The sequence below is a fragment of the Microbacterium sp. ISL-103 genome (genome assembly GCF_018613995.1).
Taxonomy (GTDB): Bacteria; Actinomycetota; Actinomycetes; order Actinomycetales; family Microbacteriaceae; genus Microbacterium.
The window spans coordinates 1-17,677 of the sequence record NZ_JAGGPD010000139.1 but is presented as its reverse complement, the minus strand read 5'-3'; the positions used below and the strand labels follow the sequence as shown (position 1 = coordinate 17,677).

15 protein-coding genes are annotated in these 17,677 nt (G+C 68.7%); 7 read left to right on the top strand and 8 right to left on the bottom strand.

The features are described from left to right. The coding region (locus J7E68_RS06030) for an MFS transporter (protein WP_215170804.1) at window positions 1–986 on the bottom strand (986 nt) is incomplete at its 3' end. Between the two features lie 291 nt (window positions 987–1,277). Here J7E68_RS06030 and J7E68_RS06025 point away from each other — a divergent pair. Both J7E68_RS06025 and J7E68_RS06020 read left to right on the top strand, forming a co-directional pair. Next, window positions 1,278–2,180, top strand: coding sequence for a serine protein kinase RIO (locus tag J7E68_RS06025; protein WP_215170803.1), 903 nt, complete (start codon window positions 1,278–1,280; stop codon window positions 2,178–2,180). A gap of 84 nt (window positions 2,181–2,264) precedes the next feature. Next, the gene (locus J7E68_RS06020) at window positions 2,265–3,677 is read left to right on the top strand and encodes an MFS transporter (protein WP_215170802.1); all 1,413 of its coding nucleotides are present in this window, start codon (window positions 2,265–2,267) and stop codon (window positions 3,675–3,677) included. Between the two features lie 40 nt (window positions 3,678–3,717). Here the strand turns inward: J7E68_RS06020 and J7E68_RS06015 are convergent, their stop codons facing one another. From J7E68_RS06015 to J7E68_RS05990, 6 genes are read right to left on the bottom strand one after another with little or no spacing between them, the layout of a single operon-like run. Beyond that, window positions 3,718–5,070, bottom strand: a complete 1,353-nt coding sequence (locus J7E68_RS06015; protein WP_215170801.1) for an LLM class flavin-dependent oxidoreductase — start codon at window positions 5,068–5,070, stop codon at window positions 3,718–3,720. A 42-nt stretch (window positions 5,071–5,112) separates the two neighbouring features. Continuing rightward, the gene (locus J7E68_RS06010; RefSeq protein WP_215170799.1) at window positions 5,113–5,949 is read right to left on the bottom strand and encodes an ABC transporter ATP-binding protein; all 837 of its coding nucleotides are present in this window, start codon (window positions 5,947–5,949) and stop codon (window positions 5,113–5,115) included. After that, entirely contained in the window at window positions 5,942–6,814 is an 873-nt protein-coding gene (locus J7E68_RS06005) for an ABC transporter ATP-binding protein (protein ID WP_215170797.1), read from the bottom strand. Before J7E68_RS06005 ends, J7E68_RS06010 begins: the two co-directional genes overlap by 8 nt. After that, complete coding sequence (locus tag J7E68_RS06000; RefSeq protein ID WP_215170795.1) at window positions 6,811–7,836, bottom strand: ABC transporter permease; 1,026 nt, start codon at window positions 7,834–7,836, stop codon at window positions 6,811–6,813. Before J7E68_RS06000 ends, J7E68_RS06005 begins: the two co-directional genes overlap by 4 nt. Further along, the gene (locus J7E68_RS05995; protein WP_215170793.1) at window positions 7,829–8,818 is read right to left on the bottom strand and encodes an ABC transporter permease; all 990 of its coding nucleotides are present in this window, start codon (window positions 8,816–8,818) and stop codon (window positions 7,829–7,831) included. Before J7E68_RS05995 ends, J7E68_RS06000 begins: the two co-directional genes overlap by 8 nt. A gap of 29 nt (window positions 8,819–8,847) precedes the next feature. Then, entirely contained in the window at window positions 8,848–10,416 is a 1,569-nt protein-coding gene (locus tag J7E68_RS05990) for an ABC transporter substrate-binding protein (RefSeq protein ID WP_215170791.1), read from the bottom strand. Window positions 10,417–10,675: 259 nt separating this feature from the next. Here J7E68_RS05990 and J7E68_RS05985 point away from each other — a divergent pair, with 259 nt between their 5' ends. The 4 genes from J7E68_RS05985 (at window position 10,676) to J7E68_RS05970 (ending at window position 15,648) form a co-directional block, all read left to right on the top strand. Continuing rightward, entirely contained in the window at window positions 10,676–11,653 is a 978-nt protein-coding gene (locus J7E68_RS05985) for a 2-hydroxyacid dehydrogenase (protein ID WP_215170776.1), read from the top strand. 116 nt (window positions 11,654–11,769) lie between these two features. After that, window positions 11,770–12,705 carry a 5-dehydro-4-deoxyglucarate dehydratase gene (locus J7E68_RS05980; RefSeq protein WP_215170771.1) on the top strand — a complete coding sequence of 312 codons (936 nt, stop codon included), beginning with the start codon at window positions 11,770–11,772 and terminating at the stop codon, window positions 12,703–12,705. Window positions 12,706–12,742: 37 nt separating this feature from the next. After that, window positions 12,743–14,329 carry an aldehyde dehydrogenase (NADP(+)) gene (locus J7E68_RS05975; RefSeq protein ID WP_215170770.1) on the top strand — a complete coding sequence of 529 codons (1,587 nt, stop codon included), beginning with the start codon at window positions 12,743–12,745 and terminating at the stop codon, window positions 14,327–14,329. After that, window positions 14,326–15,648, top strand: coding sequence for an enolase C-terminal domain-like protein (locus J7E68_RS05970; protein WP_215170769.1), 1,323 nt, complete (start codon window positions 14,326–14,328; stop codon window positions 15,646–15,648). Before J7E68_RS05975 ends, J7E68_RS05970 begins: the two co-directional genes overlap by 4 nt. 240 nt (window positions 15,649–15,888) lie before the next feature. On the opposite strand, the gene J7E68_RS20125 is transcribed toward J7E68_RS05970, so the two are convergent. Next, on the bottom strand, window positions 15,889–16,017 hold the full coding sequence (locus J7E68_RS20125; RefSeq protein WP_285224881.1) for a hypothetical protein: 129 nt from the start codon (window positions 16,015–16,017) through the stop codon (window positions 15,889–15,891). 7 nt (window positions 16,018–16,024) lie between these two features. Between J7E68_RS20125 and J7E68_RS05965 the strand changes: the two genes are divergently transcribed. Further along, a complete protein-coding gene (locus J7E68_RS05965) occupies window positions 16,025–17,578 on the top strand; it encodes an ABC transporter substrate-binding protein (RefSeq protein ID WP_251048696.1) in 1,554 nt (517 codons plus the stop codon). Window positions 17,579–17,677 lie beyond the last annotated feature (99 nt).

Sequence of the window (17,677 nt, the reverse complement as noted above, 5' to 3'; positions counted from 1 at the left end):
CAGGTGTTGATCACAGGCAGCCACGACGGGAAGAAGAAGCCCCACGCCAGACCGACGATGCCGAGCCCGAGGACGGACCCCGAGAGGAAGATCATCGACAGCACCGCCACCGCGATCACGAGCGGGGCGAACACGGCGAAGAACGCGAACGTGCGGTCGATGAAGAATCCCAGCCCGAGGTTTCCGGCAAGACCGCCGACGCCGAACAGTGCGAGCAGCAGGATGATCGTCGACGGTTCGACCTCGGGGATGCGCTCGAGCGCGAGCCGCACATAGGTGTAGGCGAGGAAGTGACCGAGCACGACGAGCACGTGTCCGACCATGCCCAGCGCGATCCCGGGGCGACGCAGGGTGTCGACGAGAAGGCGGATGCTCGAAGCCTGCTCGGCCGGCACCGACGGCAGCAGGAACCGCAGCGCCACCGCCAGCAGAACCATGAGCACTCCGGCGATCGCGAACACCGTCTGCCAGTCGACGATTTCACTCAGCATCACGCCGAGCGGCACGCCCGCGACCGTGGCGAGGGAGACCCCGGCGGAGGTGAACATGACTCCCCGCCCGAGGTGCTCGGGGCCTGCCAGACGCACGGCGACGGTGATCGACATCGCCCAGAACGCGCTGATCGCCGCCCCCAGCAGGAAACGCGCGAGCAGCACGATGATCAGGTTGGGCGCGATCGCGACGACGAGGTTCGACACGGCCGCGGCGAGCGCCATCCAGATCAGCAGCGAACGGCGGTCGAGGCGGGGGAAGATCAGCCCGACTGTGGGCGCGACGATCAGACCGACGAGGGCGGTGACGGTGACTGTCTGCCCTGCCTGACCCGGGGTCACGCCGAGCGCATCGGCCATCTCGGTGAGCACGCCGTTGGGCAGGAACTCGGCCGTGACGAGCAGGAAGCCCATCAGCATCAGCACGATGAGCCCGCCATAGCGGATGCCCTCGGTGCGGGCTGTCGTCACGGGCACGGGTGCGGTCGTCGTCATGCTTCCACACTCCCAGCCCCGGCGTCCCCGCGCCCGACGCGGCGTCCTCGGCATCCGACCATTCGTCCGGACCGGACCGGACCGGACCGGGGCGGCGGATCACTGCACGGGTCTTTACAGCGTCCGTCCGCGCCCCCTAGGCTCGACGACGCACCGGGGTTCTCCCGGAAGGCCTGAGCGAGAGGAGTGAGAGACATGAACACCGTCTTCGTCGCGCCCCTCGCCGACATCCTTCCTCTCGAGGCCGCCCGCTTCTGATCCGCGGTGGCCTCCCTCTCTCGGAGCCACACCGTGTCTGATCTCTTCGCTTCTTCCGAAGCATCCTCTTCCCGTCTCTTCCCCCGTTCGTCGACTGCCTCGCCCTTCGACGCCTCTCCCTTCGAATCCGTCCCCACGTTCGCCGATGTCGAACCCGGCGAGAACCAGCGCTGGACCACGTGGCCGGCGATCACCCCCTCGGAGCGCGGCCCCCTGCCGTGGCCGTCGTGGGTCGTGACGAGCGCCGGCGCGCTCGACACCGAACTCGGCATCCTCAAGACCGGCAAGGAGGCCGACGTGTTCCTGCTCGAACGCGCCGTGCCCGACGACCCCGCGCAGCGCACACTGCTCGCCGCCAAGCGCTACCGCGACTCCGACCACAGCAGCTTCCACCGCTCGGGCGTCTACACCGAGGGCCGCAGCACCAGGAACACCCGCGACACCAGGGCTCTCGCCAAGAAGTCCGAGCACGGCCGGGCCGTCGCCGCCCTGCAGTGGTCGTTCGCCGAGTTCGACGCGCTGTGCCGCATGTGGGAACTCGGAGCGCCCGTGCCCTACCCCGTGCAGGTCAATGGCACCGAGCTGCTCATGGAGTTCGTCGGCGATGTGAACGGCGTCGCCGCTCCCCGCCTGGCTGCGGTGCGCAGCGATCGCGCCGAGCTGGCGGACCTGTACGACCAGGTCGTCGACCTGATGCGCATCTTCGCCGCGGCCGGCTTCGCCCACGGCGACCTCTCGGCGTACAACCTGCTCGTGCACGACGGCCGGGTGCGGGTGATCGATCTGCCGCAGATCGTCGACATCATCGCGAACCCGCAGGGCCTCGACCTGCTGCACCGCGACTGCGTCAACATCTGCGACTGGTTCACCCGCCGCCGCGTCGAACGGGACGCCGAAGAGCTGTTCGCCGAGATGCTCGCCGCGTCGTATGCGTGAGCGCTGCTCTCCGACCGGCCGAGCAGGGGGACCGGTCCGGCGCGCCGTCACCGTCCGTTCACCGTGCGCCGCCAGACTGCGAGCATGAGCGAATCCCCGCAGAGCGGCGCGGTGCCCGAGCCCGCCGCCACGGCCAACAGCGGCGCGGTCGGCGTGATCGGCCTCGACCTGCGCGGCGACACACCCGCCCCCAAGAAGCAGGTCTACTCGTGGGCATTGTGGGACTGGGCGACGCAGCCGTTCAACACCGTCATCCTCACCTTCATCTTCACGGCCCTGTACCTCACGACCGAGGCGTTCCTGCCTGCATCGATCGCGGGGCTCGACGCGAAGGATCCGATCCGCGAAGCCGCCGAGGCCGACCTCGCCTCGGGGCTCGGCCTCGGGTCGACGATCGCCGGCATCGCGATCCTCCTGATCGCACCGGTGCTCGGTCAGCGCGCGGATGCCGCGGGCCGCCAGAAGCTCTGGCTCGGAATCGGCACCGGCGCGCTCGTCGCCTGCATGCTGGGCCTGTGGTTCGTCGAACCGACGCCCGCACTGTTCTGGCTCGGTGTCGCACTGATCTCGGCAGGATCCGTGTTCGGCGAGATCGCCGCCGTGAACTCGAACGCCATGCTCATCGGCATCGCGAACCCCAAGACCGTCGGACGCATCTCGGGCCTGGGCTGGGGCTTCGGCTACATCGGCGGCATCATCGCGCTCGTCCTCGTCGTCATCTTCTACATGCTCGACTGGTTCGGCCTGCCGGAAGACGGCGGACTTCCGTTCCGCATCATCGCCGTCGGCTGCGCGATCTGGGCGATCGTCTTCTCGATCCCGATCTTCCTCAATGTGCCCGAGCCGTCGCTCGGCCGCCCCGAGCGCAGGGTCGGATTCTTCGCCTCGTACGGCCTGCTCGTGCGCGACGTCGTGGGCCTCTATCGAAACCCCGACACCCGCCAGACGTTCTGGTTCCTGCTGTCGAGCGCGGTGTTCCGCGACGGCCTCGGCGGCGTCTTCGCGTTCGGCGCGATCATCGCCGGCCAGGTGTTCGACTTCGCCTTCCTCGACCTGGTGATCTTCGGCATCGCCGCGAACCTCATCGCCGGCGTCTCGACGATCATCGCCGGACGCTACGACGACCGGTTCGGCCCGAAGCGGATCATCCTCGTCTCGCTCGCCGCCATGGTGATCGCGGGCCTCGCGGTCTTCCTCCTGGTGGATGCGGGCACGATCGTCTTCTGGATCGGCGGCCTGCTGCTCTGCGCGTTCGTCGGTCCCGCCCAGGCGGCATCGCGGTCGTTCCTCGCCCGCATCACCCCGGCCGGGCGCGAGGGCGAGATCTTCGGCCTCTACGCCACGACCGGGCGTGCGGCGAGCTGGATGGCATCCGGCGCATGGACGCTCCTGATCGTGCTGTCGGGGTCGACGGCCTACGGGATCCTGGGCATCGTGATCGTGCTGATCGCAGGATTCCTGCTGCTGCTGCCCGTGAAGGCGACAGAGCGAGTCTGACCGAGCCCGATCGGCCCCAGACCGATCAGACCCTGCCCGATCAGACCGAGACCGCCTCCGCCCGCTCCACCGCATAGCGGTTCTCAGGCGTCTGCAGCCCGAGGTTGCCGCGCAGGGTGTCGCTCTCGTACTCGGTGCGGAAGACGCCGCGGTGCTGCAGGATCGGCACCACCTCGTCGATGAACCGGGTGAGCTGGGCCGGGTGACCGGCGTGGATGTTGTAGCCGTCGACGCCGTACGCCTCGAACCACTCCTGCAGCCGATCGGCCACCGTCTCGGCCGTGCCGACGAACGGGCCCCGATCACGACGCAGGCTCAGCTGCACGGTCTCACGGAGCGTCAGCTTCGACTCGGCGGCGTGGCCGGCGATGCGCTCGGCCTGCGTGCGGAAGCTGTTCTGCGCGTACCTCAGCGCTTCCTGCGGGAACGGCGCGTCGAGGTCGTACTGACGGAAGTCGTGCCACCCGAATGAGCGGCCGAACTCGCCCAGCGCCTGTGCGAACGAATGATCGCTCGACCGGTAGTGCTGCTCGAGCTCTCCCGCCTCGGCGTCGGTGTCGCCGATCACGACGCCCACGCCCGGCAGGATCACCAGGTCTTCAGGACGACGGCCGTACTTCGACACCGCCCGGCCCTTGATGTCGTCATAGAACGCCCGGGCGCCGGCGAGTGTCGCGGCGTGGGTGAAGATGCCCTCCCCCACCTCGGCGCCGAGATCGCGCCCCTGATCGGAATCACCGGCCTGGAAGATCACGGGCGCGCCCTGCGGCGGACGCTCGATGTTCAACGGCCCCGCGACAGAGAAGTGCTCGCCGCGATGGTTCAGCTCGTGCAGCTTCGACGGGTCGAGGAACTGCGCGGTGGCCCGGTCCCGCGGCAGCGCGTCGGGCTCGTACGAGTCCCACAGCGCCTGCACGAGCTTGACGTGCTCGCTCGCCCGGCCGTATCGGGTGTCGTAATCGTAGTGCTCGTCGAGTCCGTAGTTGCCCGCCGTGCCGGCATCGCCGCTCGTGACGACGTTCCAGCCCGCACGACCATGGCTGATGTGGTCGAGCGACGCGAAGCGCCTCGCCACGTTGAACGGCGCGTTGTACGACGTGGTCAGAGTGCCGACCAGACCCACCCGCTTGGTGTGGGTGGCGAGGGCCGACAGCAGCGTGAGCGGCTCGAGCCGGCTCAGGTAGTGGGGCGGCGAGTCCGGGGTGATGTACTGGCTGTCGACGATGAACACCAGGTCGAACTTCGACTCCTCGGCCTTCTTCGCGTGCTCGATATACCAGTCGATGTCGACGCTCGCGTTCGCCGGGATCTCGGGGTCCAGCCACAGATTGTGGGTGCCCGGCCCGCCGGATCCGGTGAGCACGAGTCCGAGCTTGAGCTTCCTGTCTGCCATGTTCTTCTCTCTTCAGGTCGATGGTCGAGTGAGGGGATGCGGTCAGCTGGCGTCGAGCACCCGGCGCAGTCGAGCCCGCTCTTCGCGGTCGATCGCGCCGGAGTGCAGACTCGGGGCAGACCCGACCAGCAGCTGCGTGTAGGGGTGCTGCGGGGAGTTCACGACGTCGGCCGTGCGGTCGACCTCGACCACCTCACCGCGGTACAGCACCCCCACGCGGTCGGTGACGCCGGCGACGGATCCGAGGTCGTGCGAGATGAACACGAGCGACGTCCCCGCTGCGCGCAGATCACCCAGGATCTCGAGGATCGACACCCTGTTCGCGGCATCCAACGCGCTGACCGGCTCGTCGAGGATCAGCACACGCGGTTCGGTGGCGAGCGCCCTGGCCAACAGCACACGCTGACGCTGGCCGCCGGAGAGCTCGCCGGGGAAGCGCTCGAGCAGATCCTGATCGAGTCGCACCTGCTCGAGCCGGAAGTCGATACGATCGCGGATCTGCTCCTTCGACAGCCGCCGCTGCAGGCGCAGCGGCTCGGCGAGCGAGTCGCCGATCGTGAGGTCGGGGTCGAGGGCCCTCAGCGGATCCTGGAACACGTACTGGATCGCACCTCGGCGGCGGAAGTCGCGCCACTGACGCGCGCCGAACGAGGTGACCTCCTCATCGCCGATGTGCACGGTGCCTGCCTGAGCGGGAACGAGCCCGACGACGGCCCTGGCGATCGTCGACTTGCCTGACCCGGTCTCGCCGATGATGCCCACCGATTCGCCGACGCCGACGTCGAACGACGCGTCGTGGATGATCTGCCTGCGATGCCGACCGCTGCCGTACGACACCCGCAGGCCGTCGATGCGGATGGCGGGGGTCCGATCAGACATGGGTCACCTCCGCGACCCGAAACCGGTCGAGGCCGTAGGTGTCGTGCTCGTCGATCAGCAGCCGGGTGTACTCGTGCTCGGGTGCGAAGAGGACGCGCTCAGCCGGCCCCTGCTCGACGACCTCGCCCTGGCGCAGCACGAGCACGTCGTCGCAGGTCTGCCCGATGACCGCGAGGTCGTGCGACACCACGATGAGCGCGAGCCCGTGCGTCTCCTTGAGGTCGACCAGCAGGTCGAGGATCTCGGCCTGCACGGTGACGTCGAGTGCGGTCGTCACCTCGTCGGCGATCAGGATGCGGGGCTCGAGCGAGATGGCGGAGGCGATGAGCACGCGTTGCAGCATGCCGCCGGACAGCTCATGCGGATAGCTGCGGTAGATCAGCTCGGGGTCGCGCAGACGCACGTCGTCGAACAGCGCGATCGTGCGGCGCTTCGCCTCGCGGCGCTTCAGTCCGCCCCGCACGCGCAGCGCCTCGGCGATCTGCGGGCCGACCCGCAGCGAGGGGTTGAGGTACGACCCGGGGTCTTGGAACACGGCGGTGATGCTGACGCCACGCAGCTGCTCCCAGTCGCGGGCGGTGAATCCGGCGATGTCGCGGCCGAACAGCTCGACGCGCCCGCCCGAGATGTGGAACAGCCGGGGCAGGATGCCGAGGATCGCCCGGCACGTCAGGGTCTTGCCGCTGCCGGATTCGCCGACGATCCCGACCACTCGCCCGGGGCGGAGGTCGAGACTCACGCCTCGGACGAGCTCTTCGCCCGTGTGCCGGTGCGCGATGCGCACATCGTCCAGTCGCAGGACGCTCTGGTCCTCGCGTGCGGTCTCGATGTCTGCGGTCTCGATGTCTGCGGTCTCGATGGTCATGACGAGCTCCTTCCGACGAGGGCATCCTGCGAGTCGGACGCCGGCGGGTTCCTGCGGTCGTGGGCACGGCGGATGCGTCGGGTGCGCGCGGCATCCCTCTCGGTGAGCAGCGTGCGGCCCGACTCTCCGGCGACGTCGCGGATCACGTCGGCGAGCAGGTTGAACGCCCAGACCGAGAGCATGATCAGCACGGTCGTGAAGATCGGGGCGTACGGGCGCTGGGTGAGGTAGCCCAGATCGCTCGCGAGCACCCCTCCCCACGACGGCGCCGGGGGCTGGATGCCGATGCCGAGGAAGCTCAGCGACGACTCGGCCAGCATCACGTAGCAGAACTCCAGCGTCGCCAGCGTGACGAGCGTCGGCAGGACGTTCGGGACGATGTGCCGGAAGACGATGGCGCGGTTCGTGGCTCCGAAGTTCGTCGCGGCGTCGACGAACATCCGCGAGCGCAGCTCTGCCGCATCCGCTCGCGCAGTACGCAGGTAGAGAGGGATGCGGGTGATCGCGAGCACGAGCACGATGTTCGCGGCGCTCGGGTTGAACACGTAGAGGATCACCACGGCGAGCAGCAGCGAGGGGAAGCTCATGATGACGTCGGCGATGCGCATCGACACCGACTCGCGCCATCCGCGGTGGAATCCGGCCCACATGCCCCAGATCGATCCGACGATCGCAGAGACGACCACGGCCGCTGCGGCGACGCCGAGGGTCGTGCCCGCCGCGGTGATGATGCGAGCGAGCAGGCTGCGGCCCAGCGAGTCGCTGCCGAGCACGTACTCCCAGCCGAGCTGGAAACTGAACGGCGGCATGTTGCGTGCGCCGAGATCCTGACGCTGGGCGATGTCGCCGAACAGCGGAGGACCGACGATCGCGGTGAGCACGATGAACGAGAGGATGATGGCCGCGACTGCGGCGACCTTGTCCTTCCACAGCAGCTGCCAGAGGGTGGCGCGGCCCGATGAACGGGTCGCACGCGCCTTCTGGGTGAGGACGGTGACGGTGGATGCGTTGTCGTCAGACATTCGTCAGCACCTCTGCCTTCGTGTCGGAGAGCGCCCCGGGGCCACGACGGCGCGCACGGGACCCGGAGGTCGGCCGCACGCGAGGATCCAGCAGCGCGTAACCGAGGTCGATGATGATGTTGAGGGCGAAGATCGCCAGCGCGGTGATCAGCACCGCGGCCTGCAGCACCGCGAAGTCGCGCTGCAGGATCGAGTCGATCATGGGCTTGCCGATGCCGGGCCAGCCGAAGATCGACTCGACGACCACGGCGCCGTTGATGAGGCCGACGGTCAGATCACCGGCCACGGTGAGGGCGGGCGCTGCGGCGTTGCGCAGCGCGTGCTTCGAGACGATGTGCATCTGGCCGGCGCCGCGACTGCGGGCGACCTGGATGTAGGGCTGGCCGAGAACCGTCACCATGGATCCGCGGACGACCTGGGCGAGCACTCCGACCGGTCGCAGCATGAGCGTCGCGACCGGCAGGATCCAGACGAGAGCGCCCGAGGTGCCGGAGGTCGGCAGCCAGCCCAGGGTGATCGCGAAGATCCAGATGCCGAGGATCGCCACCCAGAAGTCGGGCACGCTCGCCGCCGTCATCGAGAAGAAGCTCACGATGCGGTCGGCGATGCCGTTGGGCTTCAGCGACGCCCAGCTGCCGAGCACCACGGCGATGACGATCGCGAGGACCATCGTCACCGCGGCGAGCTGGAGGGTGGCGGGGAAGGCGCGCAGCGCCATCTCGGCCGCGGGTTCTCCGGTGCGCAGCGACTGACCGAAGTCGAGCTGCAGGACGCCGAGGAAGTAGTCGCCCATCTGCTTCCACAGCGGCTGGTCGAAGCCGTTGCGGATGGCGAAGTCCTCGCGCATCTGATCGGTCGCGTTCAGCGGCAGATACAGCTGCGACGGATCGCCGGTGAGACGGGCGAGCACGAAGACACCCAGGACGACTGCGATCAGCGGCAATGCGCTCTGCAGGATTCGTTTTCTCAGGTAGGTCCACATGGTCGCCCGCCTCTCACTCTCGCTCGCGGTCAGCCCGCGAGCGAGACCTCCTTGATGCGCAGCTCGTCACCGGTCGACGAGTTGGGCTCGTACGTCACGCGGTCGGCGAGGCCGAGCATGACGGTCTGGTGGGCGATCGGGGCGAGTGCGACGACGTTCTCCCGCTCGAAGGCGAAGACGTCTTCGTAGGCGGACTGGCGATCGTCTTCGGTGAGGGTGCGTGCCTCGCCGATCAGATCGTCGAGGCCTGGGTCGCCGAACTCGGCCTGCGCACCACCGGTGAGCATGTACTGCTCGACCGTGAACTGCGCGTCACCCGCCTGGTTGCCGTGCTGGATCAGCATCGCGATCGGACCCTCGTTCGTCACGAACGGGCTCAGCTGGTACTGCAGGTGCTGAGTGGTGTCGACCATGCGCAGCTCGACGTTGAGACCGGCCGCGGCGAGCTGCTCGCGCAGGACCTCGCCGAGCTCGCTGACCTTCGGGAACTGCGCGGTGCGCACCGGCATGAGGATCTTCGTGTCGACCGGGACGCCGTCGGCCGCAGCCTCGTCGACCAGCTCCTTCGCCTTCTCGGGGTCATACTCCCACGGCTCGAGGTCGGCGTTGAACCCGACGATGCCCTCGGGGATCAGCTGCGCGGCGACCTTGTCGCCGTCGGGGTAGAGCGACGACACGATGCCCTCGCGGTCGATCGCGTAGTTGATCGCCTGACGGATGCGGATGTCGTCGAGCGGAGCCGTCTCGCCCGAGAAGCGCAGGGCGATGGTCTCGTTGTTCGGGTAGCTCACGCCCAGGTCGCCGATGCCGTCTTCGGCGCTGAGGCCGAGAGCGATGTCGGCTTCGCCGCTGGTGATCATCGCGGCGCGCACGGTGCCCTCGGAGCGCCACTGGTACTCGACCTCGGCGAACTGCGGCGCGTCGCCCCAGTAGTCGTCGTTGCGCTCGAGCGTCAGGTTCGTGCCGGCCTGCCATTCGCCGATCGCGTAGGGGCCCGTGCCGATCGGCTCGCGCACGAACTCGGTGTTCGAGGTCTCGGGCGAGACGATCTCGATGAACGAGAGCTTCAGTGGCAGGATCGGGTCGGGGCTCGGGGTGGTGACCGTGAGGGTCGTGGCGTCGGTGGCCGCGACCTCGAGGTCGTCGTCGCCGAAGATGTAGCCCTCGACGTTGCAGCCGAGGTCGCCGTTCACGGCGCGATCGATGGAGTAGGCGGCGGCTTCCGCGTCGAAGGGCGTGCCGTCCTGGAAGGTGACGTCGTCGCGGACGGTGAACGTCCACTCGGTGTCGCCGGTCTGCTCCCACTCGGTGGCGAGCAGGGGTTCGAGCTCGCCCGTCGAGGGGTTGCGCTCGACCAGGGGCTCGGTCACGGTGCTGCGCACGACCACGCCGGTCGAGGTGAGGTTGGCGTCGCACGCCTCGAGCGTCGGGGGCTCCTGAGTGAGCACGACGCGGAGGGTGTCATCCGTGCCGCCCTCGCCGCCGCCTTCCGACTCCGAGTTGGCGACGGAGCACGAAGCGAGCAGTGCGATCGATGCGATTCCGGCAGTGACCGCGGCTGCCCGGGTGCCTCTGCGTCGGGGGGAAGAAAGCTTCATCGGTTCCTCCAGGTAGGGGACGGCCGCGGCCCTCGTTGGCTGTCGGCCCGTTGTGAATGTCGCAGACCGTCTCCCGAGCGTCAACAGGTGCGGCCGCCGCATCGGCGGTCCGTGCCGAGCCCTGACGCCCCGCGGCATCCGGCGGTCGTGCTGCGATCCGCGAGATTCCGCCGTTCTCCCCCCATAGATGCCGCAGGCGCATCAATCCATGCAACTTCGCTTATGGAACTGCATCGTTGGCGGGTCATAGTCTCGCGCCATGACGAACTTCGCTGACACCACCTCTCCGCTCGCCCCCGGCTCGGTCGCTCAAGCGGGCCCGCTGCTCGGCTCGCTCGAGAAGACGCTGCAGGACGAGTACTCCGTGATGCGTCTTCCCGACGACGTCGCGACCCTCGATCCGGCGGATGCGGCGAAGGTGCGGGCCGTCGTCACGAGTGGCCGAAACGGTGTTCCGTCGGCGCTCATGGCGGCGCTTCCGAACCTCGAGATCGTGACGAACTTCGGGGTGGGGTACGACACGACCGACGTCGCCCAGGCGGTCGCCCGCGGCATCCAGGTGACCCACACGCCCGACGTGCTCACCGACTGCGTCGCCGACACCGCGCTCGGGCTCATGCTCGACGTGTTCCGTCGGTTCGGGGCCTCCGAGAGGTTCCTGCGCGAGGGGCGGTGGGAGTCCGCAGGCTTTCCGCTGACGCGTCGGTTCTCGGGCAGCACGGTCGGCGTGCTCGGTCTCGGCCGCATCGGGCAGGCGATCGCCCGTCGCGCCGCCGCGTTCGATGCGACGATCCTGTACACGACCCGGCGTCCGGTCGACGATGTGCCGTGGGAGCATGTGGCATCCGCCGTCGAACTCGCACGCCGATCGGATGTGCTCGTCGTCGCGGTTCCCGGCGGAGCCGCCACCGAGGGCCTGGTCGACGCCCAGGTGATCCGCGCCCTGGGTCAGGACGGGTTCCTGGTGAACATCGCACGCGGCTCGGTCGTCGATGAGGATGCGCTGATCGCCGCTCTCGAGGGCGGCGAGATCGCGGGAGCGGGTCTCGACGTGTTCGCTCACGAGCCGCATGTGCCCGAGCGTCTGATCCGCGATGACGTCACGCTGCTGCCGCACGTCGGCAGCGGCACGCACGAGACCAGGCGCGACATGCGAGACCTCACTCTGGCGAACCTCCGGGCTTACCTCGCCGGCGAGCCCCTGCCGACGCCGGTGCCGGAGATGTCGGCAGTCTGATGCAGACGGTGCATTGATCCATCCACCATTTGGTTTGTAGGCGCATCGTTTCACGCATAGCGTGACGATTGTTCAGATCCGAGCCGGACACCGGCGCGACACCCCAGGAGTGCACCGTGGCACGATTCACGCCCACCGAGCTGGCCGACCACCTTCGCGAAGGTCTTCTCTCGTTCCCCGCGACGGCCTTCACGCCGGACCTCGAATTCGACGAGAAGCGCTACCGCGAGCACGTCGAGTGGCAGGCGGGGTTCGACGTCGCCGGTCTCTTCGCAGCCGGCGGCACCGGCGAGGGATTCAGCCTCGATGCTGCGGAGTCGGCGGCGGTCGTCCGTGCCGCAGTGCAGTCGTCGCGGCCCGAGGTGCCGGTGCTCGCATCGGCCGGCGGCTGGACCCGGCACGCGATCGCGAACGCCCGAGCGGCTGAGGAGGCAGGAGCCGAGGGGATCCTCGTGCTGCCGCCGTATCTCACCGAGTGCGACCAGCCGGGGCTCGTCGAGCACGTCTCGGCGATCGCCGCGTCGACGCGCCTCGCGATCATCGTCTACAACCGCGGCAACGCCATCTACTCGGCCGAGACGATGGCGATCCTCGCCGAACGGCACGAGAACGTCGTCGGCTTCAAGGACGCGACGGGCGACATCGAGCACCTGGCATCGGTCTACGTGCGAAACGGCGAGCGACTGTTCTACCTGGGCGGTCTGCCCACCGCCGAGACCTACGCGCTGCCGCTGCTGCAGATGGGCATGAGCACCTACTCGTCCGCGATGTTCAACTTCGTCCCCGAGTTCGCGCTCGAGTTCTACCGCGATGTGCGCGCTCAGGATCGCGTCGCGGTGACCGAGAAGCTGGGGCGCTTCGTGCTGCCCTACATCGGGATCCGCAACCGCGGACGCGGGTTCGGCGTCTCGATCGTCAAGGCGGGGCTGCGCCTGACCGGGCACGGCGTGGGGCCCGTCCGCCCACCGCTGCACGACCTGTCGGCGCAGGATGACGCCGACCTGGCGCAGCTGCTCGAGCGCGCCGGACTGCTCGCCTCGGTTCCCGCCTGATCCTCTCGCCGTTCCCCGTCGTATCAAGGAGTGAGACATGACCACTGCCGTCCTCACCGGGCATTCTTCGATCGCCGGCCGTTCCGTGCCCGGCACCGGCGCAGCGCTGCACGCCATCGCGCCCGCCACCGATGAGAGGCTCGACCCGCCGTACTCGCAGATCGATGTGGAGCAGCTCCGTGCGGCGACGACCGCCGCGGCAGAGGCCTTCCCCTCGTTCTCGAGCCTCGCCCCCGAGGCTCCCGCGGCGTTCCTCGAGTCGATCGCCGACGAGATCGAGGCGATCGGCGACACGCTGATTGCGCGGGCGATGCAGGAGACGGGGCTGCCCGAGGCGCGCCTTCTCGGCGAGCGGGCACGGACCACTGGGCAGCTGCGGCTGTTCGCCGAGGTCGTCCGCGCGGGTGAGCACCGCGGCGTGCGGATCGATCCGGCGCGGCCGGACCGCACACCTCTGCCGCGAGTCGACATCCGCCAGCGCAAGATCGCCCTCGGACCGGTGGCCGTGTTCGGGGCGTCGAACTTCCCGCTCGCGTTCTCGACGGCCGGGGGAGACACCGCATCCGCTCTGGCCGCCGGATGCCCGGTCGTGTTCAAGGCGCACAGCTCGCACCCCGGCACGAGCGAGCTCGTCGCGTCGGCGATCGCGCGCGCCATCGACACCCATGGCCTGCACCCCGGGGTGTTCTCGCACATCTTCGGTCCCGGACGCAGCGTCGGCCAGGCGCTCGTCGCCGATCCCGACATCCATGCGGTCGGCTTCACCGGCTCGCGCGAGGGCGGCCTCGCGCTCGTGCGCACGGCACAGGCGCGGCCGGTGCCGATTCCCGTGTACGCCGAGATGAGCTCGGTCAACCCGGTCTTCATCCTTCCGGGGGCGCTGCGGGGTGACGTCGACGCGCTCGCCGCGGGGTACGTGCAGAGTGCGACGGGGTCGAGCGGGCAGCTGTGCACGCAGCCCGGCATCGTGTTCGTCCCTCGCGGCCCCGAGGGAGAGGCGTTCCTGCGGGCCGTCTCGGATTCCCTGCGCGCGGCCACAGGGCAGACCATGCTCTCGCCGAGCATCGCCGCCGCCTGGCGCGACGGCGTCGCAACGAGAGATGCCCACGCCGAGGTGCTCGCGCGGGGCACCGACGGCGAGGGCCCGCACGCTCCGGCGCCGGTGATCCACGCCGCCGATCTGCCGGAGTTCGATGCGAACGAGGTGCTGAGCGAAGAGATCTTCGGTGCGGCCTCGTTGGTCGTGCGCTACGGCGACGTGACCGAACTGATCGAGGCGGCATCGCAGCTGGAGGGTCAGCTGACCGCCACGCTGCAGCTGAGCGCAGACGATCACGAGCTCGCGGCCGCTCTGCTGCCGGTGCTCGAGCGCAGGGTCGGGCGCATCCTCGCGGGCGGGTGGCCCACCGGGGTCGAGGTCGGGCACGCGATGGTGCACGGCGGACCTTTCCCCGCGACGAGCGACTCGCGCACCACGAGCGTCGGAACCCTCGCGATCGAGCGCTTCCTGCGCCCGGTGGCCTATCAGAACATCCCCGACGAGCTGCTGCCCGAGTCGCTGCGCGATGCCAACCCCTGGCACCTGCCGCGTCTCGTCGACGGGCGGCGCGAGGTGTCGGCATGACCGCTGTCCCGACCATCGAGAGGATCGAGGTCGTTCCGGTCGCGGGTCATGACTCGATGCTGCTGAACCTCTCGGGAGCGCACGGACCGTTCTTCACACGCAACATCGTCATCGCGACCGACTCTGACGGACGCGAGGGCCTCGGTGAGGTTCCCGGTGGTGAATCGATCCGCCGGACGATCGCCGAAGCCGGCGACCCGCTCGTGGGCCAGCCGGTTGGCCGATACCGTTCGCTGCTGCGCTCGGTCGCGACGCGCTTCGCCGATCGCGACGCGGGTGGTCGGGGGCTGCAGACATTCGATCTGCGCACGACCGTGCACGCCGTCACCGGCATCGAATCGGCGCTGCTCGATCTGCACGCCCAGCACCTCGGAGTCCCGGTCGCCGAGCTTCTCGGCGACGGCCAGCAGCGCGACAGCGTGCCGATGCTGGGGTACCTGTTCTTCATCGGCGACGCCGACCGGACCGACCTTCCCTATCTGCGCGAGAGCGGCGACACCTGGCAGAGCGTGCGGCGCGAAGAGGCGATGACGGCCGAGGGCGTCGTGCGTCTCGCCGAAGCCGCGCAGGAGCGCTATGGGTTCTCGGACTTCAAGCTCAAAGGCGGTGTTCTCGACGGCGAGGTCGAGGCCGACGTCGTCACCGCGCTCGCCCGGCGCTTCCCCGACGCGCGCATCACGCTCGACCCCAACGGGGCCTGGCTGCTCGACGACGCGGTGCGCATCGGCCGACGCCTCGGCGATGTGCTCGCCTACGCCGAAGACCCCTGCGGTGCAGAAGGCCGGTTCTCGGGTCGAGAGGTCATGGCGGAGTTCCGGCGGCGCACCGGCCTGCGGACGGCGACGAACATGATCGCGACCGACTGGCGCGAGATGGCGCACGCGATCCGCTCGGATGCCGTCGACATCCCGCTCGCGGATCCGCACTTCTGGACCATGGCGGGTTCGGTGCGGGTGGCGCAGCTGTGCAACGACTTCGACCTGACCTGGGGCTCGCACTCGAACAACCACTTCGACATCTCGCTGGCGATGTTCACCCAGGTCGGAGCAGCGGCGCCGGGCGAGATCACCGCACTCGACACGCACTGGATCTGGCAGGACGGCCAGCAGCTGACGGTCGATGCGCCCCAGATCCGCGACGGGGCGGTGCGGGTGCCCGACCGCCCGGGGCTCGGGGTGACGATCGACCGCGCGCGGCTCGCCGAGGCGCATGAGCTCTACGTCGAGCACGGGCTCGGCGCCCGAGACGACGCCGTCGGGATGCAGTACCTCGTGCCCGACTGGCAGTTCGACAGCAAGCGGCCCTCGCTGGTGCGCTGAGGGTCTGGAAGCGCGCCGGACCGGGACTTTTCGTCTCGTACGGCGACGCTCACCCCGCTCGGCGGGCGAGGGTGAGAGCGCGCCCCGCGAGTGACGATCGTGTTACGAGATCGGGCATCGCGCACATCCTGGAGTAGAAAAGATTCACCAGTACAGTTGTACATTGCACTGTCATGGGGTTCTATGGAAACCATTCGCAATGGCGCTAACGACAGAAAGTTCTGGTCTCGTGACCGCATCTCAGAGGCTCCCCGGGTTCATCGCCGCGGCCGCCGCATCCGCTCTGCTCATCACCGGCTGCTCTGCCGGCTGAGGCGCATCCGACGCCTCCCAGCCCGGCACGGGTGGCACCCCCGAGAAGGGCGGCACGGTGCACATGCTCCAGAACGCCGACTTCTCGTACCTCGACCCCGCCCGTGGATTCGACGGCGGCGTCAACGCGTTCTACCGCCTCATCTACCGCGGCCTCACCATGCAGGCGGCCGGCGACGCGGATGACCCCAACAAGATCGTCCCCGACCTCGCCGAGTCGCTCGGCGAGGCGTCGGAAGACGGCCTGACCTGGACGTACACGCTCAAGGACGACATCTTCTTCGACGACGGCACCCCCATCACGTCCGAGGCGATGAAGTTCGGCATCTCGCGCTCGTGGGACCCCCAGGTCGGCATCGGCTCGCCCTATCTGCGTCAGGTCATCGACGCACCTGAGGGCTACCAGGGACCGTACGTCACGGGCGACCTGCCCACGATCGAGACGCCCGACGACAAGACGATCGTCTTCCACCTGAAGAAGCCGTTCCCCGAGTTCGACAACGTGCTCGCGCAGCCCAACGCCGTGCCGTTCCCCGAGGGCACCGGCGCCGGCGACGAGTTCATCAAGGACGTCATCGCCTCGGGCCCGTACACGCTCGCCGAGTACACCCCGGGCAGCTCGATCGTGCTCGAGCGCAACGAGTACTGGGACGACGCGACGGATGACGTGCGCAAGGCCTACCCCGACAACTGGGAGTTCGAGATCGGCATCGATCCCGCCACGATCGACGAGCGCATGATCGCCGGTCAGAGCGACGATCAGAGCGCGATCGCGGGCACCGTGAGCGCGGCCACCCTGCCTCGTCTGCAGACCCCGCAGCTGAAGGACCGCGCGATCACCGCCGACGCCTTCTGCACGACCTACATGTCGATGAACACGACCAAGGCTCCGTTCGACGACGTGAACGTGCGGAACGCGATCAACTGGGCGATCGACCGCTCGGCGCTCGTCAACGCCTCGGGCGGCACGCAGCTCGCCGACCCGGCGTACACGATCATCCCGCCGGTGGTCTCGAGCTTCAAGGACTTCAACCTGTGGGAGACCGAGGGCGACAAGGGCGACACTGAGAAGGCTCAGGAGCTGCTCGACGAGGCCGGTCTCTCGGACGGATTCGAGTTCACCCTCGACATCCGCTCGCAGCCGCTCATGCAGGGGCAGGCCGAGGCGATCCAGCAGGCTCTCGAGCCGCTCGGCATCACGGTGAACCTCAACGTCATCGACACCTCGATCTACTACGAGACGATCGGCACCCCGTCGCAGCAGCACGACGCCGCGATCACCGGATGGTGCCCGGACTGGGCCTCGAGCGCCAGCACGATCATCCCGCCGCTGTTCGACGGTCGGAACATCTTCGAGAAGGGTAACTCGAACCTCGCCCAGATCGACGACCCGGCCATCAACGACCGCATCGACGAGATCACCGCGATGACCGACGTCGATGAGGCGAAGAACGCGTGGGGCGACCTCGACGAGCAGATCATGGGCGTCTCGCCCATCGCGCCGCTCGTGTTCAGCAAGGGCATCTTCCTGCCCGGTGAGAACATCGCCGGCTACTACCCGAGCACCAACCTGACGGACCTGACGATCATCGGTCTCAAGGACCCCTCGAAGGGCTGAGCATGACCTTCAGCTCGACATCGCTCGAGTCCGAAGCCACGCCGGCGGGTGACTCCAGTCTCGAAACGACACTGGAGTCACCCCCCGCCTCTGGCCGGC

Bases quoted from the DNA above. Each gene is read 5' to 3' on its own strand.
- J7E68_RS06000 (WP_215170795.1), bottom strand. From the start codon at position 7,836: ATGTCTGACGACAACGCATCCACCGTCACCGTCCTCACCCAGAAGGCG.
- J7E68_RS05985 (WP_215170776.1), top strand. From the start codon at position 10,676: ATGACGAACTTCGCTGACACCACCTCTCCGCTCGCCCCCGGCTCGGTC.
- J7E68_RS06005 (WP_215170797.1), bottom strand. From the start codon at position 6,814: ATGACCATCGAGACCGCAGACATCGAGACCGCAGACATCGAGACCGCA.
- J7E68_RS06015 (WP_215170801.1), bottom strand. From the start codon at position 5,070: ATGGCAGACAGGAAGCTCAAGCTCGGACTCGTGCTCACCGGATCCGGC.
- J7E68_RS05975 (WP_215170770.1), top strand. From the start codon at position 12,743: ATGACCACTGCCGTCCTCACCGGGCATTCTTCGATCGCCGGCCGTTCC.
- J7E68_RS06020 (WP_215170802.1), top strand. From the start codon at position 2,265: ATGAGCGAATCCCCGCAGAGCGGCGCGGTGCCCGAGCCCGCCGCCACG.
- J7E68_RS05990 (WP_215170791.1), bottom strand. From the start codon at position 10,416: ATGAAGCTTTCTTCCCCCCGACGCAGAGGCACCCGGGCAGCCGCGGTC.
- J7E68_RS05995 (WP_215170793.1), bottom strand. From the start codon at position 8,818: ATGTGGACCTACCTGAGAAAACGAATCCTGCAGAGCGCATTGCCGCTG.
- J7E68_RS06010 (WP_215170799.1), bottom strand. From the start codon at position 5,949: ATGTCTGATCGGACCCCCGCCATCCGCATCGACGGCCTGCGGGTGTCG.
- J7E68_RS05970 (WP_215170769.1), top strand. From the start codon at position 14,326: ATGACCGCTGTCCCGACCATCGAGAGGATCGAGGTCGTTCCGGTCGCG.
- J7E68_RS05965 (WP_251048696.1), top strand. From the start codon at position 16,025: ATGCTCCAGAACGCCGACTTCTCGTACCTCGACCCCGCCCGTGGATTC.